The sequence below is a fragment of the Microbacterium sp. STRO-1N genome, from assembly GCF_057748015.1.
On sequence record NZ_CM173234.1, the window covers coordinates 2,367,401 to 2,385,065 of the forward strand.

General features: G+C 69.1%; 17 protein-coding genes. 7 read left to right on the plus strand and 10 right to left on the minus strand.

The features are described from left to right. The first annotated feature begins 9 nt into the window (after window positions 1-9). The 3 genes from AC3ANJ_RS11465 to AC3ANJ_RS11475 all read left to right on the plus strand — a co-directional run bounded on the left by AC3ANJ_RS11465 (window position 10) and on the right by AC3ANJ_RS11475 (window position 3,053). Complete coding sequence (locus AC3ANJ_RS11465) at window positions 10-579, plus strand: hypothetical protein (protein ID WP_488316413.1); 570 nt, start codon at window positions 10-12, stop codon at window positions 577-579. A gap of 124 nt (window positions 580-703) precedes the next feature. Beyond that, a complete protein-coding gene (locus AC3ANJ_RS11470; RefSeq protein ID WP_488316414.1) occupies window positions 704-1,390 on the plus strand; it encodes a YcnI family protein in 687 nt (228 codons plus the stop codon). Window positions 1,391-1,466: 76 nt separating this feature from the next. Beyond that, entirely contained in the window at window positions 1,467-3,053 is a 1,587-nt protein-coding gene (locus AC3ANJ_RS11475; protein WP_488316415.1) for a Mur ligase family protein, read from the plus strand. 107 nt (window positions 3,054-3,160) lie between these two features. Here AC3ANJ_RS11475 and dxr read toward each other — a convergent pair whose 3' ends face one another. Next, a complete protein-coding gene (gene dxr, locus AC3ANJ_RS11480; RefSeq protein ID WP_488316416.1) occupies window positions 3,161-4,240 on the minus strand; it encodes a 1-deoxy-D-xylulose-5-phosphate reductoisomerase in 1,080 nt (359 codons plus the stop codon). 21 nt (window positions 4,241-4,261) lie between these two features. After that, a complete protein-coding gene (locus AC3ANJ_RS11485; protein WP_488316417.1) occupies window positions 4,262-5,209 on the minus strand; it encodes an FKBP-type peptidyl-prolyl cis-trans isomerase in 948 nt (315 codons plus the stop codon). Between the two features lie 139 nt (window positions 5,210-5,348). Between AC3ANJ_RS11485 and AC3ANJ_RS11490 the strand changes: the two genes are divergently transcribed. Continuing rightward, a complete protein-coding gene (locus tag AC3ANJ_RS11490; protein WP_488316418.1) occupies window positions 5,349-6,128 on the plus strand; it encodes a lysophospholipid acyltransferase family protein in 780 nt (259 codons plus the stop codon). 35 nt (window positions 6,129-6,163) lie between these two features. On the opposite strand, the gene AC3ANJ_RS11495 is transcribed toward AC3ANJ_RS11490, so the two are convergent. Next, window positions 6,164-6,646, minus strand: coding sequence for an OsmC family protein (locus AC3ANJ_RS11495; RefSeq protein ID WP_488316419.1), 483 nt, complete (start codon window positions 6,644-6,646; stop codon window positions 6,164-6,166). Between the two features lie 34 nt (window positions 6,647-6,680). Between AC3ANJ_RS11495 and AC3ANJ_RS11500 the strand changes: the two genes are divergently transcribed. Together AC3ANJ_RS11500 and ald are read left to right on the plus strand one after the other, a co-directional pair. Next, window positions 6,681-7,676 carry an asparaginase gene (locus AC3ANJ_RS11500; RefSeq protein ID WP_488316420.1) on the plus strand — a complete coding sequence of 332 codons (996 nt, stop codon included), beginning with the start codon at window positions 6,681-6,683 and terminating at the stop codon, window positions 7,674-7,676. Between the two features lie 54 nt (window positions 7,677-7,730). Continuing rightward, complete coding sequence (gene ald, locus AC3ANJ_RS11505) at window positions 7,731-8,843, plus strand: alanine dehydrogenase (RefSeq protein WP_488316421.1); 1,113 nt, start codon at window positions 7,731-7,733, stop codon at window positions 8,841-8,843. Between the two features lie 11 nt (window positions 8,844-8,854). Here the strand turns inward: ald and AC3ANJ_RS11510 are convergent, their stop codons facing one another. Then, window positions 8,855-11,632: an FtsK/SpoIIIE domain-containing protein gene (locus AC3ANJ_RS11510; RefSeq protein WP_488316422.1), complete on the minus strand. Its 2,778-nt coding sequence runs from the start codon at window positions 11,630-11,632 to the stop codon at window positions 8,855-8,857. Between the two features lie 70 nt (window positions 11,633-11,702). Beyond that, a complete protein-coding gene (locus AC3ANJ_RS11515; RefSeq protein ID WP_488316423.1) occupies window positions 11,703-12,479 on the minus strand; it encodes a PP2C family protein-serine/threonine phosphatase in 777 nt (258 codons plus the stop codon). A gap of 230 nt (window positions 12,480-12,709) precedes the next feature. On the opposite strand from AC3ANJ_RS11515, the gene AC3ANJ_RS11520 reads away from it, so the two are divergent. Beyond that, window positions 12,710-13,303 carry a DUF4282 domain-containing protein gene (locus AC3ANJ_RS11520; RefSeq protein WP_488316424.1) on the plus strand — a complete coding sequence of 198 codons (594 nt, stop codon included), beginning with the start codon at window positions 12,710-12,712 and terminating at the stop codon, window positions 13,301-13,303. A gap of 77 nt (window positions 13,304-13,380) precedes the next feature. On the opposite strand, the gene AC3ANJ_RS11525 is transcribed toward AC3ANJ_RS11520, so the two are convergent. The 5 genes from AC3ANJ_RS11525 to AC3ANJ_RS11545 form a co-directional block, all read right to left on the minus strand. Beyond that, window positions 13,381-14,079 (minus strand): DUF4870 domain-containing protein, encoded by a 699-nt coding sequence (locus tag AC3ANJ_RS11525; RefSeq protein WP_488316425.1) that lies wholly within the window; start codon window positions 14,077-14,079, stop codon window positions 13,381-13,383. A gap of 105 nt (window positions 14,080-14,184) precedes the next feature. Continuing rightward, a complete protein-coding gene (locus AC3ANJ_RS11530; RefSeq protein ID WP_488316426.1) occupies window positions 14,185-14,940 on the minus strand; it encodes a YaaA family protein in 756 nt (251 codons plus the stop codon). Between the two features lie 80 nt (window positions 14,941-15,020). After that, window positions 15,021-15,281: a F0F1 ATP synthase subunit epsilon gene (locus AC3ANJ_RS11535; RefSeq protein ID WP_264157494.1), complete on the minus strand. Its 261-nt coding sequence runs from the start codon at window positions 15,279-15,281 to the stop codon at window positions 15,021-15,023. 2 nt (window positions 15,282-15,283) lie between these two features. Next, window positions 15,284-16,735, minus strand: coding sequence for a F0F1 ATP synthase subunit beta (atpD, locus tag AC3ANJ_RS11540; protein WP_488316427.1), 1,452 nt, complete (start codon window positions 16,733-16,735; stop codon window positions 15,284-15,286). A gap of 24 nt (window positions 16,736-16,759) precedes the next feature. After that, window positions 16,760-17,659 carry a F0F1 ATP synthase subunit gamma gene (locus AC3ANJ_RS11545; RefSeq protein WP_488316428.1) on the minus strand — a complete coding sequence of 300 codons (900 nt, stop codon included), beginning with the start codon at window positions 17,657-17,659 and terminating at the stop codon, window positions 16,760-16,762. Window positions 17,660-17,665: the final 6 nt, after the last annotated feature.

Here is a 17,665-nt window from a genome sequence, read left to right on the forward strand (position 1 = left end):
ACTTCACCCGTGACCCTTCGGCAGCTGCGACTCCAGCGCGCGGCTGCGGCGACCTCGACGGCGACGACGCTCGCGGCCGTCTCGCATACGGTCGCAGGCGGCATGCCGCCGCATCCGCTCCTCGTCGTCGCGCTGTCGATCCTGCTCGTCCCTCTCGCCGCGATGCTGATCGGGCGACGCCCCTCGGCGACGCGCACCGCGCTGACGGTTCTCGTTTCGCAGTTCGTCTTCCACGTGCTCTTCCAGGTGCTCGCCGGCAGCCTCGCGGATGCGGCGGCTCCGGTGGCCGCTCACGCGCACCACGTCACGACGCTGGGTCCCGTGGTCTCAGCTGCGGCCCCCGACGCTCCGATGCTGATCTCGCATGTCGTCGCGGCGTGTGCGACGACGCTGCTGCTGTGGCACGGCGAGCGGATGCTGCGGGGCATCGCCGGATGGGCTCGCGCCCGCCTGCTCCCCGTACTGCCCGTGCTGCCGGTGGGTCGACGACTCCGGCTCATGCCGGCGAGCATCAGCGTGACGACGTCGCTGACTCCGCTGTCATCCGTCGTCCGTCGTCGAGGTCCGCCTTCGGTCTGATCCGCACGTCCCGCGTCGCGTCCTCCCGGATGCTCGCCCCGACGTGCGCGCCCGCCGAGACATTGGCGGGCTTCTCGGCACCGCGCGACGCGGTGACCGCCGACCAGACTCAGGAGAATCACTCATGTCCCGTTCCACCTTTCGCCGCAGCACCATCGCCGTCATCCTCGGTACCGGCCTCGCGGTCGCAGCGCCCGCCGTCGCCTCCGCGCACGTCGGGGTGAGCCCCGACACGCTCACCGCCGACGAGGCGACCGTGCTGACCTTCTCGTTCACGCACGGCTGCGAGCACTCGCCCACCACGGGGCTGCGGATCACGATGCCCGAAGGCCTCGCCTCGGTGTCCCCCACGGTAGAGGCAGGGTGGGACATCGTGGTCGAGCGCGGTGACGACGGCCTCGTCGACGTCGTCACCTACACTGCAGCCACGCCGGTCCCGAGCGACCTGCGGGGAGCCGTGAGCATGCAGGTGCGTCCCGGCGAGGACGCCCCCGAATCGCTCGCCTTCCCCGTCGAGCAGGTCTGCGAGACCGGCGTGAACGAGTGGACCGAGATCGCCGAGGAGGGCCAGAATCCGCATGATCTCGATGCCCCGGCCCCGGTGGTGAGCCTGACAGCTGCCGCGGAGGAATCGGATGCCGGACACGCTTCGGATGCCGGGCACGGTGAGTTGACGGCATCCGATGCCGCAGCATCCGACGCATCCGCAGCTGCCGACCCGCTGGCGATCACCCTCGGAGCCGGAGGCCTCGTCGCAGGCGTCGCCGCCCTGGTGGTGTCGATCCTCGCGTACCGACGCCGCTCGGCCTGACGAACGGGTGGGGACGCCCCGCGGCGTCCCCACCGCTCGACGGCGTCCGCACGGCCCGTGAGAAACTGGACAGGACATGGTCACCGAACCCGCTTCCGCTCCCCTGCCTCCCGTCCTCCGCCCCGAGAACCCGCCGCGCAGGTCGCTGGCGGAACTCGCCGAGCGGTTCGGTCTGGAGGTGCGCGGCGACGTCGAAGGCGTGTTCGCGCGCGGGATCACGCTGGCCACGGCCGACCTGCGTGCCGGGGAGGTGTTCGTCGGCATCCATGGTGCGCGCCGGCACGGAGCCGAGTTCGCGCAGACCGCGGCCGACCAGGGCGCAGTGGCGATCCTGACAGACGGCATCGGAGCCGAACGGGCAGCCGCGAGCAGGCTTCCCGTGCTCATCGCCGAGGACCCCCGTGCCGCGCTCGGCGACATCAGCGCCTGGCTGTACGGCACCGACCACGACATGCCCCAGCTCTTCGCCGTCACAGGCACGAACGGCAAGACCAGCACCTCGCACGTGCTGGAGGGCATCCTGCACCAGCTCGGCGTCGCCAGCGGCCTGAGCTCGACGGCCGAACGGCACATCGCCGGACAGAGCATCGTCTCGCGCCTGACGACGCCGGAGTCCTCCGAGATGCATGCCCTTCTGGCCCTCATGCGCGAGCGCGAGGTCGAAGCGGTCGCGGTCGAGGTGAGTGCGCAGGCGCTCTCCCGGCATCGCGTGGACGGCATCGTCTTCGACGTGGCGGGCTTCACCAACCTCACCCACGATCATCTGGACGACTACGGCGATCTGGCGACGTACCTCGAGGCCAAGCTGGCACTGTTCCGCCCCGATCGCGCCCGTCGTGGTGTCGTGTGCGTCGACACGCCGTCCGGGTGGGAGGTGGTCCGACGCTCCGAGATCCCGCTCGTCACCGTCGGGGCCCCGCAGCTCGCGACGGATCCGGATGCCGCGGCCGACGCCGACTGGATCGTGCACATCGTGGACGAGGATCAGCGCGGCACCGCCTTCACGGTCCGCGCCCCCGACGGCGCCGAGGTGACCACGACGATCCCGGTGATCGGCGCGCACATGGCGGCCAATGCCGGCCTTGCCATCGCCATGCTCGTCGAGGGCGGTTATCCGTTCGACCGCATCGCCGCCGCCCTCGTCAGGGACGGTCGTGTCGACGCCGTGCTGCCCGGTCGCACCGAACTCGTCTCCGGTGCGCGCGGCCCCGCCGTCTACGTCGATTTCTCCCACACTCCGGATGCGTTCGAGAAGACGCTCGCCGCCGTCCGGAAGGTCACCCCTGGGCGCGTGGTCATGATGTTCGGCGCCTCGGGGAACCGCGACACCCTCAAGCGCCCGGTCATGGGACGCGTCGCCGCCGAAGGCGCCGACGTCGTCATCGTCACGGATCACCACCCGCGCTACGAGGAGCCGGCTCCGATCCGCGCCGCGTTGCTCGAGGGGGCGCGCAGTGCGGCATCCGATGCGGAGATCCTGGAGGTCGCAGCGCCCGAGGAGGCGATCCGCACGGCCGTGCGCATGGCCGGCGACGGCGACGCGATCCTCTGGGCGGGTCCTGGACACCAGGACTACCGGGAGATCGACGGCGTTCGTACGCCGTTCTCCGCGCGCTCGCTCGCTCGTTCGGCGCTGCAGGATGCCGGCTGGCCCGTCCCCTGACTCCGGCCGTCTCGGCCGCCGGCCCGCGAGTCGTGGTTTGTGCGGTGAGACCTGCGTGGGCTGACCCAGCGTCACCACGCAGAATGCGACTCGCGGTCGGAGGGCGGTCAGGACGCGATGAGCCTGTCGGCGCGCTCGCGCGCCCAGCGCTCCGCCTCGCTCAGCGACGCGACCGTGAGCTGGTCCGGCGGCTCGTGCGCGTCGACGACGGCGGCGATCGTGTCGACGATCCCGAGGAACGACAGTCGACCGTCGTGGAACGCATCGACCGCCTGCTCGTTGGCTGCGTTGTAGACCGCAGGGAACGTCGACCCCGCACGTCCGACCGCCTTCGCCAGTGCGACAGCGGGGAACGCCTCGTCGTCCAAAGGCTCGAACGTCCACTGCGTCGGCTGGGTCCAGTCCATGGGACGCCCCACGCCGCCGACGCGGTGCGGCCAATCCAGGCCCAGCGAGATCGCGAGCCTCATGTCCGGCGGCGACGCCTGCGCGATGGTCGAGCCGTCGATGAACTCGACCATCGAGTGCACGATCGACTGCGGGTGCACCACGACGTCGATGTCGTCGTAGTCGACGTCGAACAGCAGATGAGCCTCGATCACCTCGAGCCCCTTGTTCACGAGGGTGGCCGAGTTCGTCGTGACCACTCGGCCCATGTTCCAGGTCGGGTGCGCGAGTGCCTCTGCAGGGGTGACGTTCGCCAGTTCCGCACGCGTACGTCCGCGGAACGGCCCGCCTGATGCGGTGACGACCAGACGGCGCACTTCCTCCTTCGCACCCGAGCGCAGCGCCTGCGCCAGCGCCGAGTGCTCTGAGTCGACGGGCACGATCTGGCCATCGGATGCCGCGGCCAGCACGAGCTGCCCGCCGACGATCAGCGATTCCTTGTTCGCGAGCGCCAGAGTGCGGCCGGCCTTCAGCGCCTCGAGCGTCGATGCGAGACCGATCGACCCGGTGATCGCGTTGAGGACGACGTCCGCCTCGACATCGCGCACCAGCGCCTGCGCTTCATCCGCGCCGAGCGCGGTGTCGTCGACACGGAACTCCTGCGCCTGCTGTGCGAGCAGCTCCGTGTTCGAGCCGGCCGCGAGCCCGACCAGTTCGAAGCGACGCGGGTTGGCGCGGATCACATCCAGCGCCTGAGTGCCGATGGAGCCGGTGGAGCCGAGGACGATGACGCGACGCATGCCGCCAGCCTAGCGGCGCCGTTACTGCTGGACCGCGGCGGTCTGGTTGGCGAGGATGTCGATCACGAACACCAGAGTCTGTCCGGCCAGCTCGTGCTCGCTGGATCCTGCTTCGCCGTAGCCCAGCGCCGGAGGGATGACCACGAGCACCTGCGAGCCGACCTTCTGGCCCTCGAGCGCCTGGATGAATCCTTCGACGTAGGTGTTGCCGTCGATCGAGATCGGTGCGCCGTTCTTCCAGGACGAGTCGAAGACCTCGCCGGTGTCCCAGTTGACGCCGGTGTACTGCAGCAGCGTCGTGTCGCCGGCGCTGACGGGCATGCCGTCGCCCTCCTTGAGCACGGCGACCTGCAGCTCGGTGGGGGCATCGGCATCCGGGATCTCGACGCTCGGCTCGCCGTCGTCGGCGAGCTCCACGGTCGGCATGCCGTCGACCGGCTCCTGCTCGGTTCCCCAGGCGGCGGTCGGCGTGACGCCGAGCACATCGATGATGTAGAACTGCGCTGCGGCCTGTTCGCTGGTCGGGAACGCGACCGAGAGGCGGGTGCCGACGGTGGCGCAGCCCATGACCTGAGCGAGCGATGCGTCCGCAGTGATCTGAGCCGGCAGCAGCTCGCCGTCGGTGTAGCCGGCGTCGCCGAGCCGGTCACCGGTCGCCGCGTCGAAAGCGCTCAACGCGTACGCGACGTAGTCGCCGTCCGCGATCTCGTCGCCGTCGCCCTCGCTGACGACGGTGCGCTGCAGCTCGTCGACGGTCTGCCCTGTCTCGAACGTCGCGGTCGACACCTCGCCGAATGTGCCGTCGACCGTGACGCCGTCGGAGGCATCACCGGATGCTGCAGCCACCGAGCAGAGGTCGGCCGAGGCATCCGGGGTCTCCGTGGCCTCCGGTGTGCTCGAGCCGCACCCTGCGAGAAGCAGGGTCGCCGCGGCGACGGTGGAAAGGAGGGCGATCGGACGCGTGCGCACAGTAAGACCTCGAGTCAGGGAAGGGGACGTCGTCCATCCTGGCGCATCCGCCTTTGCCCGCGCTGGGAGACACAGCGGATCCCACGCCACCGGCGATTGCATTCCGGTAACGGAATGATCCCGGGCGTAGGCTGAACGAATGACCTCTGAGCCTTCCGACGCGCCCGAAACGTCGGTGGAAGAGTCCGACACACCCCGTCATGCAGGCTTCACGTACGCGCTCGGCCGTGCCGTCATCAGCCCGCTGGCGCGCCTCGTGTACCGCCCTCGCGTCGAGGGCAAGGACAACGTGCCGCGCACGGGTCCGGTCATCTTCGCGAGCAACCATCTGTCGTTCATCGACTCGATCGCGATCCCGGTCGCCGCACCTCGGCCGGTGCACTTCCTCGCGAAGTCCAGTTACTTCGAGGGCACCGGCATCAGCGGCGCGCTCAGCCGCACCTTCTTCGAGTCCATCGGCGCGATCCCGGTCCGACGCGGCGCCGGACAGGCGGCGCTGGACGCGCTCGACCAGCAGCGCAGACTCCTCGACGAGGGCCTGGCGGTCGCGCTGTACCCCGAGGGGACGCGTTCGACGGATGGCCGGCTGTACAAGGGTCGAACCGGCGTCGCGTTCCTCGCACTCCAGACCGGCGCACCGGTCGTGCCGGTCGGCCTGATCGGCACCGATCGCGTCATGCCGAAGGGCGCCAAGATGCCGTCGCTGCGCGAGCGCATCACGGTGAAGTTCGGCGAGCCGATCGATCTGTCCGCGCACGGGCAGGCCACCAGTGGCAAGGCCCGGCGCCTCGCGACCGACGAGATCATGGCCGCGATCCACGCGCTCTCCGGCCAGGAGCTGGCCGATGCCTACAACGAAGCTCCGGCACAGGGCACGATCGAGAAGATCAAGCAGGCGCTGCCGCACGAGCGGCGCTGAGCGCCCACCTGCTCTCCGGCAGCCCTCCGACGGCCTCAGGCCTCGGATGCCGCGGACACCGTCGCCTCATGGTGCACCGGGAAGTTCACCGAGTTCGCGATGAAGCACCAGGCGTTGGCCTGCGTGTGCGCCAGCTCGGCAGCGGCGATCATCGAGGCATCCACCACCACCACCTCGGGGTGCAGGACGACCTCAGCGAACGCGCCGCCGCCCTTGCCGTCTTCGCGCATCACCCCTGTCGCACGATCACGGTAGGACACGACGACCACGCCTGCCGTGACGCACGCGTGCAGGTAGGACAGCAGATGGCACTCGGACAGCGACGCGAGCAGCAGATCCTCGGGGTTCCAGCGTGCCGGGTCGCCGCGGAACGGCTTGTCGGACGATGCGAGCAGCTCGGGCTTCCCGTCGACCTGGATCGTCACATCGCGGGCGTACTCGCGGTACCCGCTCGTGCCGGTGCCACGGTTTCCGGTCCAGGTCGAGGTCAGTTCATAGTGGTGTTCGCCCAGGCTCATGTCCCCAGTCTGGCACCCGCGTTAGGCTTGTGAGGTGCTGGAGACTCTCACTGCTGCGGATGCCGTCGAACTCGCTGTCGTCGAACGGAGCGGCTTCATCGAATCCCGCCACGTCGGGGCGGCGGTCGTCCTCGCGCCGGACGGTGAAGTCGTCGCTCGTCACGGCAACGCGGATGCCCTGATCCTCCCCCGCTCCAGCCTCAAGCCGTTGCAGGCCGTGGCCTGCATCACGGCCGGCGCGCCGCTCGAGGGCGAGCAGCTGGCGCTGTCCACCGCGAGCCACGTGGGTACGGACCGTCATGTCGAGACCGTGCGCGAGATGCTCGTGGCGGGTGGACTGAACGAGGACGATCTCGCGTGCCCGCCCGCCTGGCCCAGCGACAGCGGCGCGCGCGACGACCTCGTCCGCGATCACGGCTCCCCCAGCCGGATCCGGATGAACTGCTCCGGCAAGCATGCGGCGATGCTGCGCGCGTGCGTGGCGACGGGATGGCCGACACAGGGATATCTCGACCCGACGCACCCGCTGCAGGCGCACATCCGCGAGGTGGTCGAGCGTCTGACCGGCGAGAAGATCGCGCACACCGCGATCGACGGCTGCGGCGCCCCCGTCTACGCCATGACGCTGACCGGACTCGCGCGCGCGATCCATCGCATCGGCTCGGCATCCGAGCGTTCGCCGTTCGCACTGCACCGCGTGGCAGGAACACTCGTGCGCGCGGTCCGCGAGAACCCGTGGACCATCGAGGGTCCGGGCAAGCCCGACACGATCGCCATCGAGAAGCTCGGCGTGTTCGCCAAGGGCGGCGCGGAGGGCGTGATGGTCATGGTCGCGCCGAGCGGCGCCACGGTTGCGCTGAAGATGCTCGACGGCTCCCCCCGCGCGTCCACGATCGTCGCGGCGACGCTGCTCGCCCGCGCCGGCGCTCTCGCGGACGCGGACGTCCAGGCCCTGGCCGAAGCACTTCCCCTCGCCATCACCGGCGGCGGGAGCGATGTCGGAGCGATCCGCCCCGGCATCGCCATCTGAGCCCCCACCCGGGGCGGTGAACCCCTCGATGAGGAGGGGAGGAAAGGAGCCACGATGAGGATCAGCGTCCCCACCGAGGTGAAGAACAACGAGTACCGCGTCGCCCTGACACCGGCCGGCGTGCACGATCTCGTGCAGTCGGGGCACGAGGTGATCGTGCAATCAGGCGCCGGTGCCGGATCGTCCATGCCGGATGCCGAATACCGCGATGCCGGGGCCGTTCTCGTCGAGGACCCTGCCGAGGTCTGGGCGCGCGCCGAACTCCTGATGAAGGTCAAGGAGCCCGTCGCGAGCGAGTACGGGTACTTCCGCGACGACCTCACGCTGTTCACCTACCTGCACCTCGCCGCCGACCGACCGCTGACCGACCGACTCGCCGCGTCGGGCATGACGGCCATCGCATACGAGACCGTGCAGCTCGCCGGCGGAGGCCTTCCCCTTCTCGCCCCGATGAGCGAGGTCGCAGGACGACTCGCTCCGCTCGTCGGCGCCCATACCCTGATGCGTTCGCAGGGCGGCCTCGGCCTGCTGATGTCCGGTGTCCCCGGCACGCGACCGGCCCGCGTGACCGTGATCGGCGGCGGCGTGGCCGGAGCGAACGCGGCGGTGATCGCGAGCGGCATGGGCGCGGACGTCACGATCTTCGACACCAACATCCCACGGCTGCGGATGCTGGACGATCACTTCGCCGGTCGTGTGAAGACGGCCGCGTCGAACCCGCTGGACCTCGGCCGCGCCGTCGTCGATTCCGACCTCGTCATCGGCTCCGTGCTGATCCCCGGCGCGCGAGCCCCCAAGCTCGTCACGAACGCGATGGTCGAGCGGATGCGACCGGGCAGTGTGCTCGTGGACATCGCCGTCGACCAGGGCGGATGCTTCGAGAATACGCGTCCGACGACCCACGACGACCCCACGTTCGCGGTGCACGACACAGTGTTCTACTGCGTCGCGAACATGCCAGGGGCGGTCCCGAACACGTCGACCTCGGCTCTGACGAATGCCACCCTTCCCTACGCGCGCGCGATCGCGGCGAGCGGATGGCGCACGGCGATGGCGAAGGACGCAGCGCTGGCTTCCGGGTTGAACATCGCCGGCGGGTCGGTCGTCAATCCCGGAGTCGCCGCCGCCCATGAGCTGCCCCTGACGCCCGTCGGCGAGGTGCTCTGACCGGACCGGATTCAGCCGGTCTGCGTCTCGCGTGGCAGCACCACGCGAGCCGGTGGCCTGCCGTCGAGCACGCGCCACGCTCGCGCTCGATGCAGCCGCGCGTACGGCGGCAGATCGCGCATGCCGACCATGGTGCGCAGCTGCGTCGCGCACTCCGCGAGCACGAGCAGCTCGCCCTCCGCGCGAACGCGCTGCCAGCGGGTCCAGTCGCGCTGCCACATCTCACCGTCACCGACGATGATGCTGCCGCGCAAGCTGCCGCCGCTCGCAACAGGCACTGCGGTGAGCACGTCACCGGTCGGCTCGGGCCCTGCGCTCGGGCCGGCCGGTACGACATCCCAGTCCGGGAACGCCGCGCGAAGCCCGTCCAGCAGCCGCGCTGAACCGTTGCCGATCACTCCGACCAAGCGGCGGTGCGGCTGCCAAGGCTCCCCGACGTCCCATCGACCGGCATCACCGCCCTCCTCCGCCTGCGGCACCCAGGCGATCTGAACCTCACGCGAGTCGAGGCGCCCGCGCCCAGGCGGGCGGTCACGCAGGAACGACACCGTCTCACCGCCCGCCGCGAGGTGCTCGCTCCTGGTCGGCAGTCGCAGCAGCATCCGCTCGGGGAGCGCCTCGAGCACGCGCGATGCGGCACCGGTCGCTCGACCGGCCGTGAGGACGATGCATCGGTTCTCCGCCGCCCGTATGAACTGCTCGAGGCGATCGGCGAACGCGAGCGAATAGTCGGTCGGATACGCCGCGAGCAGTCGATCCACGTCGTCGCAGAGGATGAGACCCGCCCCCGCCTGTCCGCTTTCCAGCAGCGCCAAGGCGTCCCAGGCGCCCTCTGGATCGGAGGGAATCGTGAAGGCACCGGTGTCCTGGACGCGCAGCGTGCGCAGCAGCGCGGTCTTGCCGGACGCCGGGCCGCCGATCACACCGAGTCCGCGTTCGCGACCCACCCGCAACGTGATGGCCGGCTGACGCTGGCGCTGCGGCTCGTCGGCGAGACCGATGAGCACCTCGCCATCAGAGGACGCAGCGAGCCCCTCGAGCGCGAGCTCAGTCGGCAGGACGGGAAGCCACGGTCCGAGCGGCCGTTCGGCGTGCACCCAGCGCGAGCCGATCGCGGTCAGCTCGTCCCCTCCGGTCAGTGCCACGCGCATGGCATCGGCGACGGCATCCTGGGGTCGTCGTACGAAAGCGATGCCGCGCGACAGCGCCCCGCCTTCGAGATCAGCCGCCGCGTCCGATCCGATGACCATGCGGCTGTCGGCCGGATCCGAGACGCGCAGACTGATCCGCAGCGGACAGTTCGCCGCCAGTGCGTCCCTGATCACCCCGGCTGCGCGTTGCGTCCCGAGGATCAGATGCATGCCGAGGGCTCTCCCCCGCGCCGCGATGTCCGTGAAGACGGCGCCGAGATCCGGATGCTCCTGCAGGAGTGCCGCGAACTCGTCGACGACGATCACCAGCCGGGGCATCCTGACGGCCGGATCCGCGATGTCCTTCGCGCCGGCGTCGGCGAGCACGCGCTCGCGTCGCCGAAGCTCTGCCGTAAGACTCTCGACTCCTCGTCGCGCGCCTTCCTCATCCAGGTCGGTCAGCACGGCCGTCACGTGCGGCAGCCCGGCCAGCGGATCGAACGCCGTGCCGCCCTTGAAGTCCGCCAGCACGAACACCACGTCCTCCGGTCCGTGCGCTGCCGCGATCGACGCGACCCACGTCACCAGCAGCTCGCTCTTGCCGACGCCGGTCATCCCGGTCACCATCGCGTGCGGTCCGTCCGCGACCAGGTCCACGACCACGTCGCGGTCGATCCGCCGTCCGACGGCCGCCGAGAGCCCGCCGCCGTCGGCGGTCGGCGCGAGATCCGCCAACTGGACACGGCTGGGCAGCTCTGCTTCTCCGCCGACGCGATCAGCGCTGATCTTCGCGAGCGCCGCCAGTTGCGCAGCTGACAAGCACTCCGCGGCGATCCGCTGCGTCCCATCGGCCGTACGCAGCGTCGCCTCGCTCGGGTCCACGCAGTCGATGACCGTCGTGATGCCGTCTGGGACAGGGTCCTCGACGGCGCACACCCAGATCACGGTGTCCGCCGCGGGGACGACCCCGTCCACGGCGACCCCGACTGTCCAGACACCGCGGGACGCCGAGCGCGCGTGCGCGAAGCCCCATCCTTCCGGCAGCGGGCCGGTCAGCGCCAGCCGGGATGGCAGGTGTCGCAGACACAACTGCGCGATCATCGCACGGGCGATCGCCATGCCGACGCAACGGGGAGCCCTGATGCAGACACCGCGGCCGAGCGGGACGACCACCGGCGCGTCCTCGAGCACCGCAGCCCTGCGACGCAGTTCTCGTCCCCGTTCATCGTCACCACCGGTCACCCGGATCTCGCTCGCACGCTCGCCGCGTCCGAGGACCAGCCCTGTGCCCGCCTCGGCCGGTCGATCCTCGTGCAGCGGCTCATCGCTCAGACAGCGCGCGACATCCGGATGCCTCTGCCACAACCGAGCACTCTCCTGGCTCTGCCTCTCGACCAGCTCGCCTTCGACGCGCGCCCACGCCGCTTCGGCCTCAGCCGTCAGCCGCTTCGTCTCCCGCCGACGCTGCCGGATGCCGTCTAGCAGCGATCCGAAGATCATCAGCGGGCCGAGCAGCGCGAAGCACAGCGACAGGATCGAGCCGGTGACGGTCCACAGCACGACGCCAGCGGCCACCGGGACCAGTGCGGCCACGAACGGGATCGGCGGGCGCCGGGGCGGCTGCACGGCCGCGGGCAGCGAGAGAGGTTCGGACGACATGCAGTCCAGCGAACACCACCGGGCCGCGGCGGAATCCCCTGTCCACAGGATCAGCGCTCGAACCGACGGATCAGGATTCTGTGGAGGGCGAGTGCTCGGTGACCTGCACCACGATCAGTGTGACGTTGTCACGGCCGCCGTTCTCGAGCGCGGCATCCAGCATCGCATCGACCGCGCCCGAGGGATCCGGATGCTGACGCAGGAAGTGCTGGATGCCGTAGTCCGTGAGCTCTTTGGTCAGTCCATCGGAGCAGATGACGAAACGATCGCCGTCATGCACTTCGATGCCGAGATAATCGGGCGCGAAGAGCTCGCTCGCGCCGACCGCACGCGTGATCACGTTGCTGTAGGGATGCCCCTCGGCCTCTTCGGGGCTGAGTCGGCCGGAGGCGATGAGCTCCTGGACGACCGAATGGTCTGTCGTGATCTGCACGAGCTGCTCGTCGCGCAGCAGATACACGCGGGAGTCGCCGATGTTCAGCGACACCCAGCGCGGCGGATCGGCGGCGACATCGATGAAGACGCCCGTCAACGTCGTGCCGGTGCCCTCGTCAGTCGTCTCCGGATGCGAGGCGATGTCCTTGACAGCCAGCGCGAGCGCGCTCTCGATCGACTCCGCGTCGACCGTCCCGCTCTCGACGACCGACTTCAGACGGTCGATCGTGCTCCTGCTCGCGATCTCTCCACCGGCGTGGCCGCCCATGCCGTCTGCGACGACGAACAGCGGATACTCCGCCAGGAATGCATCCTGATTCGTGTCGCGCCGACGACCTTGATCGGTCGCTCCCGCCCAGGTCAGCGAGAAGCGATCGTTCACATCGAGCGTCTGCGCTGTTCTGTCAGCCACGAGCTTCCTCCGGTGTTCCGACGGCGATCCGGGTGGCCGCAGGACTCCCACACATCGTAGTGGACACGGAACAGTGCGAGCACGCCATAGGTCAACGCTATCCGGTCTCAGCGGCGGCGGATGCGGGATACGCCGAAACCCGTGACAGTCCACCGCCACGTCCCCTGTGTTCGCTAGGGTGGGCGCCAAAGGGTCCCCCAGAGACCTCATTCCCCGAGGAGGATGATCGTATGAGCGACAACACGCCGTCGAACCCCACCGGTGACCAGACCCCACCGCCGGTGCCGCCCGCGCACCAGCCCGCCGCCGCGCCGCGGCAACCCGCGGCCCAGCCTCCGGCCCACGGCGCGCAGCCTCCGGTTCACGGCGGCCCAGCGGGCGCCGGTGCAGGAGGCCAGGGCGCCGGAGCACCCGGCGCATATCCCGGCCCCGGCGGCCCAGGCGCGGCGGGGCCGCACGGGCCGGCCATGCACGCACCCGCCCAGGGTCCATTGAGCGCCGGTTCGTTCTTCCGTTCCCTGTTCGACTTCTCATTCCAGCGATTCATCTCCCGCAAGCTGGCCGGCATCTTCTACGCCGTCGGGCTCGTGGTGATCGCTCTCGCGTTCCTCATCTACTTCTTCGGCGGCATCGCCAGCGGAATCGGACTGATGCAGTTCAACGCCGGCGGCGGGTTCATGCTGCTGCTGGTCTCGATCATCGGGGCGCCGATCGGCGCATTCGTCGCCGTCATCGTACTGAGGTTCTGGATCGAGGCGGTCGTCGCCCTGATCGTGGTGGCGGAGAACACGAAGCGCACGGCGGACAACACTGACAAGCGCTGATCCGGCCGTCGCATGAAGAAAGGGAGCCCCCGACATTCCTGTCGGGGGCTCCCCTTCTTCGCGTCAGCCCGACGCTGTCACTTCACCCAGTTGGGTGCCAGGTAGAACTTGCCCTCCTGGCCCGACTGCAGCTGGGTCGGCACGTTGATCGCGTGGATGATGCCGATGATCAGCTGAGCGATCGGCAGCAGCGCGTACAGGAACGCCGCGATGCCGAAGGTCACGATCGTGAGCAGCCCGACGGCCGCATAGGCGATCACGACGATGATCTGGTAGTTGAGGTTGGCGGCATTCGCACGCTGGTAGTTCGGCGCGACCTTGTCCTTCTCGACGAGGAAGAAGATCAGCGCCGGAACCCAGCTGAAGAAGACCGAGAGCCACAGGTTGGCCGTGATGTTGCTCTGCTGAAGCGGCGCGGCGGCGCCGTAGTAACCGGGCGCAGCACCGTATCCGGGCTGCTGACCGTACTGCGGCTGGCCTGCGGGCGGGTAGCCCGGCCCCGGCTGATCCGGCTGGGCGTACCCCGGCGCCGGCTGTCCCGGCTGGCCATAACCAGGTGCGCCCGGCTGGCCCTGCGACGGCGCCTGCGGCTGGGGAGCCGCCGGCGGTGCGGAAGGCGGCGTGGTAGGAGGTGCGGTCGGCGGCTGCGGTGCGGCGGGCGGTGCAGCGGGAGGCGTCACCGGAGGCTCCGGTGCGGCGGGCGGAGTCGACGGGACGCCGGCTCCGGTCTGATCTCCGCTGTTCGGATCCGTGGATCCGGTTGCATCGTTCGACATGGAAGTCCTTCCTAGAGTGGCTTCATCCGAAGCCGAAGCACGACTACTCTCCCATACCGCTCCACGGCAAGCAACGAAGCGCGCGGCGCACCATGACACGGACGTTCAGCTCGAGGCGACGAGCTCCCAGATGCCCGGCTCCGCGGTCTCCCGGAGCCGGATTCCTCGAGAAGCCGCCCAGTCCATCAGGCCGCGCGGGGACGTGGGGGCGACGCGGTCCTCGGCGAAGGCCCGCACGAACATGCCCTTGGCCTTCTTGTTGAAGTGGTTGAGCGCGCGGGTCGCCCCGTCGACGTCCGAGACCACCCTGACGTACGCCGATGGCACGGATGCCGGGATCGGCCCGAGCGCGACATAGGCTTCGCTGCGCAGATCGAGCACGAACGACGGGTTCTCCTCCGCCAGCGCCTGCGTCGCGGCATCCGCCCAGTGCCGCCGCAGCGGAGCCAGATCGGGAAGCGACGTCCCCGCAGCCAGACGGTACATCGGAATCGGATCCAGCGCGGCAATCGGGCCGAACGGTGCCGAATGGATCAGGACGTGATCGTGCAGATGCGCGCGGGATGCAGCATCCAGACGGGGCGCATCCAGCGCGTCGTAGAGGACGCCGGTATAGCGGTCGACCGCCGGCATGGTCGGAGCGGTCCGCAGCGCACGGTTGTGGAGGACGTCCCCTGCCTGACGCTCGCTCAGCTTCAGCACGCGCCTGGCCGCGTCCTCGTCCGCGGCCAGACCGACGAGAGCGTCGACGACCGCCTCGCGTCGAGCATCCAGAGAGGGCAGCGACAGAGACCCGATGCGCATCGGGGGCAGGTCACCGCCCGGACGCTTCGTCTCGGATGGCGGGAGCAGGATCTTCATGGGACTTCCAGAACGGAAACATCGAAGCGCCCGCCCCGGAGAACCGGAGACGGGCGCCTCGATGAGATGAATCGGTCGGATCAGGCGATGAGCGCGGCGTTGCCTGCCACGATCGTCAGGGTGTCGCCCTCCATGGAGAGGAAACCGTCCTGCGCGTTGGCGAGCACCTTGGACCCGTCCTCACGGGTGATGCGCACCTCGCCCTGCGCGAGGATGGCGAGCACGGGCTCGTGACCGGTCATGATACCGATCTCCCCCTCGACGGTCTTGGCGACGACGAGGCTCGCCTCGCCCGACCAGACCTCCGCATCCGCGGAGACAAGGCTGACGTTCAGGGCCATGATCAGGCGTTCTCCTTCTGGATCTTCGCCCACTGCTCCTCGACGTCGGAGATGCCACCGACGTTGAAGAAGGCCTGCTCGGCGACGTGGTCGAACTCGCCCTTGGCGATCGCGTCGAACGACTCGATCGTGTCCTTGAGCGGGACCGTGGAGCCCTCGACACCGGTGAACTTCTTGGCCATGTAGGTGTTCTGCGAGAGGAACTGCTGGATGCGACGTGCACGCGACACGACGATCTTGTCCTCTTCGGAGAGTTCGTCGACACCGAGGATCGCGATGATCTCCTGCAGCTCCTTGTTCTTCTGGAGGATCTGCTTGACCGTGGTCGCGACGCGGTAGTGGTCCTCGCCCAGGTAGCGGGGGTCCATGATGCGCGACGTCGAGGTCAGCGGGTCGATGGCCGGGTACAGACCCTTCGACGCGATCTCGCGGCTCAGCTCGGTCGTCGCGTCGAGGTGCGCGAAGGTCGTCGCCGGAGCCGGGTCGGTGTAGTCATCGGCCGGAACGTAGATCGCCTGCAGCGAGGTGATCGAGTGACCGCGCGTCGACGTGATGCGCTCCTGGAGCACACCCATCTCGTCGGCGAGGTTCGGCTGGTAGCCCACGGCCGAGGGCATGCGGCCCAGCAGCGTGGAGACCTCGGAACCGGCCTGTGTGAAGCGGAAGATGTTGTCGATGAACAGCAGCACGTCCTGCTTCTGCACGTCGCGGAAGTACTCCGCCATCGTCAGCGCAGACAGGGCGACGCGCAGACGCGTTCCCGGCGGCTCGTCCATCTGGCCGAAGACAAGTGCGGTCTTGTCGAAGACGCCCGCCTCTTCCATCTCGGCGATCAGGTCGTTGCCCTCACGTGTGCGCTCACCGACACCGGCGAACACCGAGACGCCACCGTGGTCCTGAGCCACACGCTGGATCATCTCCTGGATGAGGACGGTCTTGCCGACGCCGGCGCCGCCGAACAGGCCGATCTTTCCACCCAGCACGTAGGGCGTCAGGAGGTCGATCGACTTGATGCCGGTCTCGAACATCTGCGTCTTCGACTCGAGCTGGTCGAAGTTGGGCGCCTTGCGGTGGATCGGCCAGCGCTCGGTGATCTCGATCTGCTCGCCCGGCTCGGCGTTGAGGACCTCGCCGATCACGTTGAAGACCTTGCCCTTGGTGATGTCGCCGACGGGGACCGAGATGGCCTCGCCGGTGTCGCGCACTTCCTGGCCGCGGACGATGCCGTCCGTCGGCTTCAGGGCGATGGCGCGGATCAGGTCGTCACCGAGGTGCTGTGCGACCTCGAGCGTGATCTCGGTCGACTCGTCGCCGATCGTGATCGTGGTCTTGAGCGCGTTGTAGATCTCGGGGATCGAGTCGTGCGGGAACTCGATGTCGACGACCGGGCCCGTGACGCGTGCGACGCGCCCGACGACCGCGGTCGCAGCCTCAGCTGTGGCGGTGGGGGTCATATCTTCGTCTCTTTCTTGAGGGTCTTATTTGCTCGACGAGAGCGCGTCGGCACCGCCGACGATCTCTGCGATCTGCTGCGTGATCTCCGCCTGGCGTGCGTTGTTGCGCAGGCGGGTGTAGTCGGTGATGAGCTTGTCGGCGTTGTCGCTGGCCGACTTCATCGCCTTCTGCGTCGCGGCCTGCTTGGCGGCCGACGACTGCAGCAGGGCGTTGAAGACCCGGCTCTGGATGTACACCGGCAGGATCGCGTCGAGCACGGTCTCGGCATCCGGTTCGAACTCGTAGAGCGGGTAGACAGCACCCGCGGCGTCCGACTCGTCCGACTCCGTGATCTCGAGCGGAAGCAGACGCACCGTCTCGGGGCTCTGCGTCATCATGCTCACGAAGCGGTTGTAGACGAGGTGGATCTCATCCACTCCCCCGTTCACGCCACCGCGGGAGAAAGCCTCGAGCAGCGTGGCCGAGATCTCCTCTGCAGTGGAGAAGTGCGGGGTGTCCGTGTCGCCCGTCCACTCCGCAGCCGCGGCGATGCGCCGGAACTGGAAGTAGCCGACGGCCTTGCGGCCGACCAGGTAGAACACCGGCTCGCTGCCCTCGGAGCGGATGAGCTCCGCCAGTTCCAGCGCCTCTCGCAGGATCTGCGAGTTGAAGGCACCGGCGAGACCGCGGTCCGACGAGAAGATCACGACCGCGGAGCGGTGGACCGTCTCTGGCTCACGGGTGAGCGGGTGATCGACATTCGAGTACGTCGCGACGGCGGAGACAGCTCGGGTCACGGCTCGCGCGAAGGGAGAGGACGCGCGTACGCGCGCCATCGCCTTCTGAATGCGCGAAGCCGCGATGAGCTCCATCGCCTTCGTGATCTTCTTGGTCGTCTGAGCAGAAGAGATCTTCTGCTTGTAGACCCTGAGTTGAGCGCCCATAAGTGC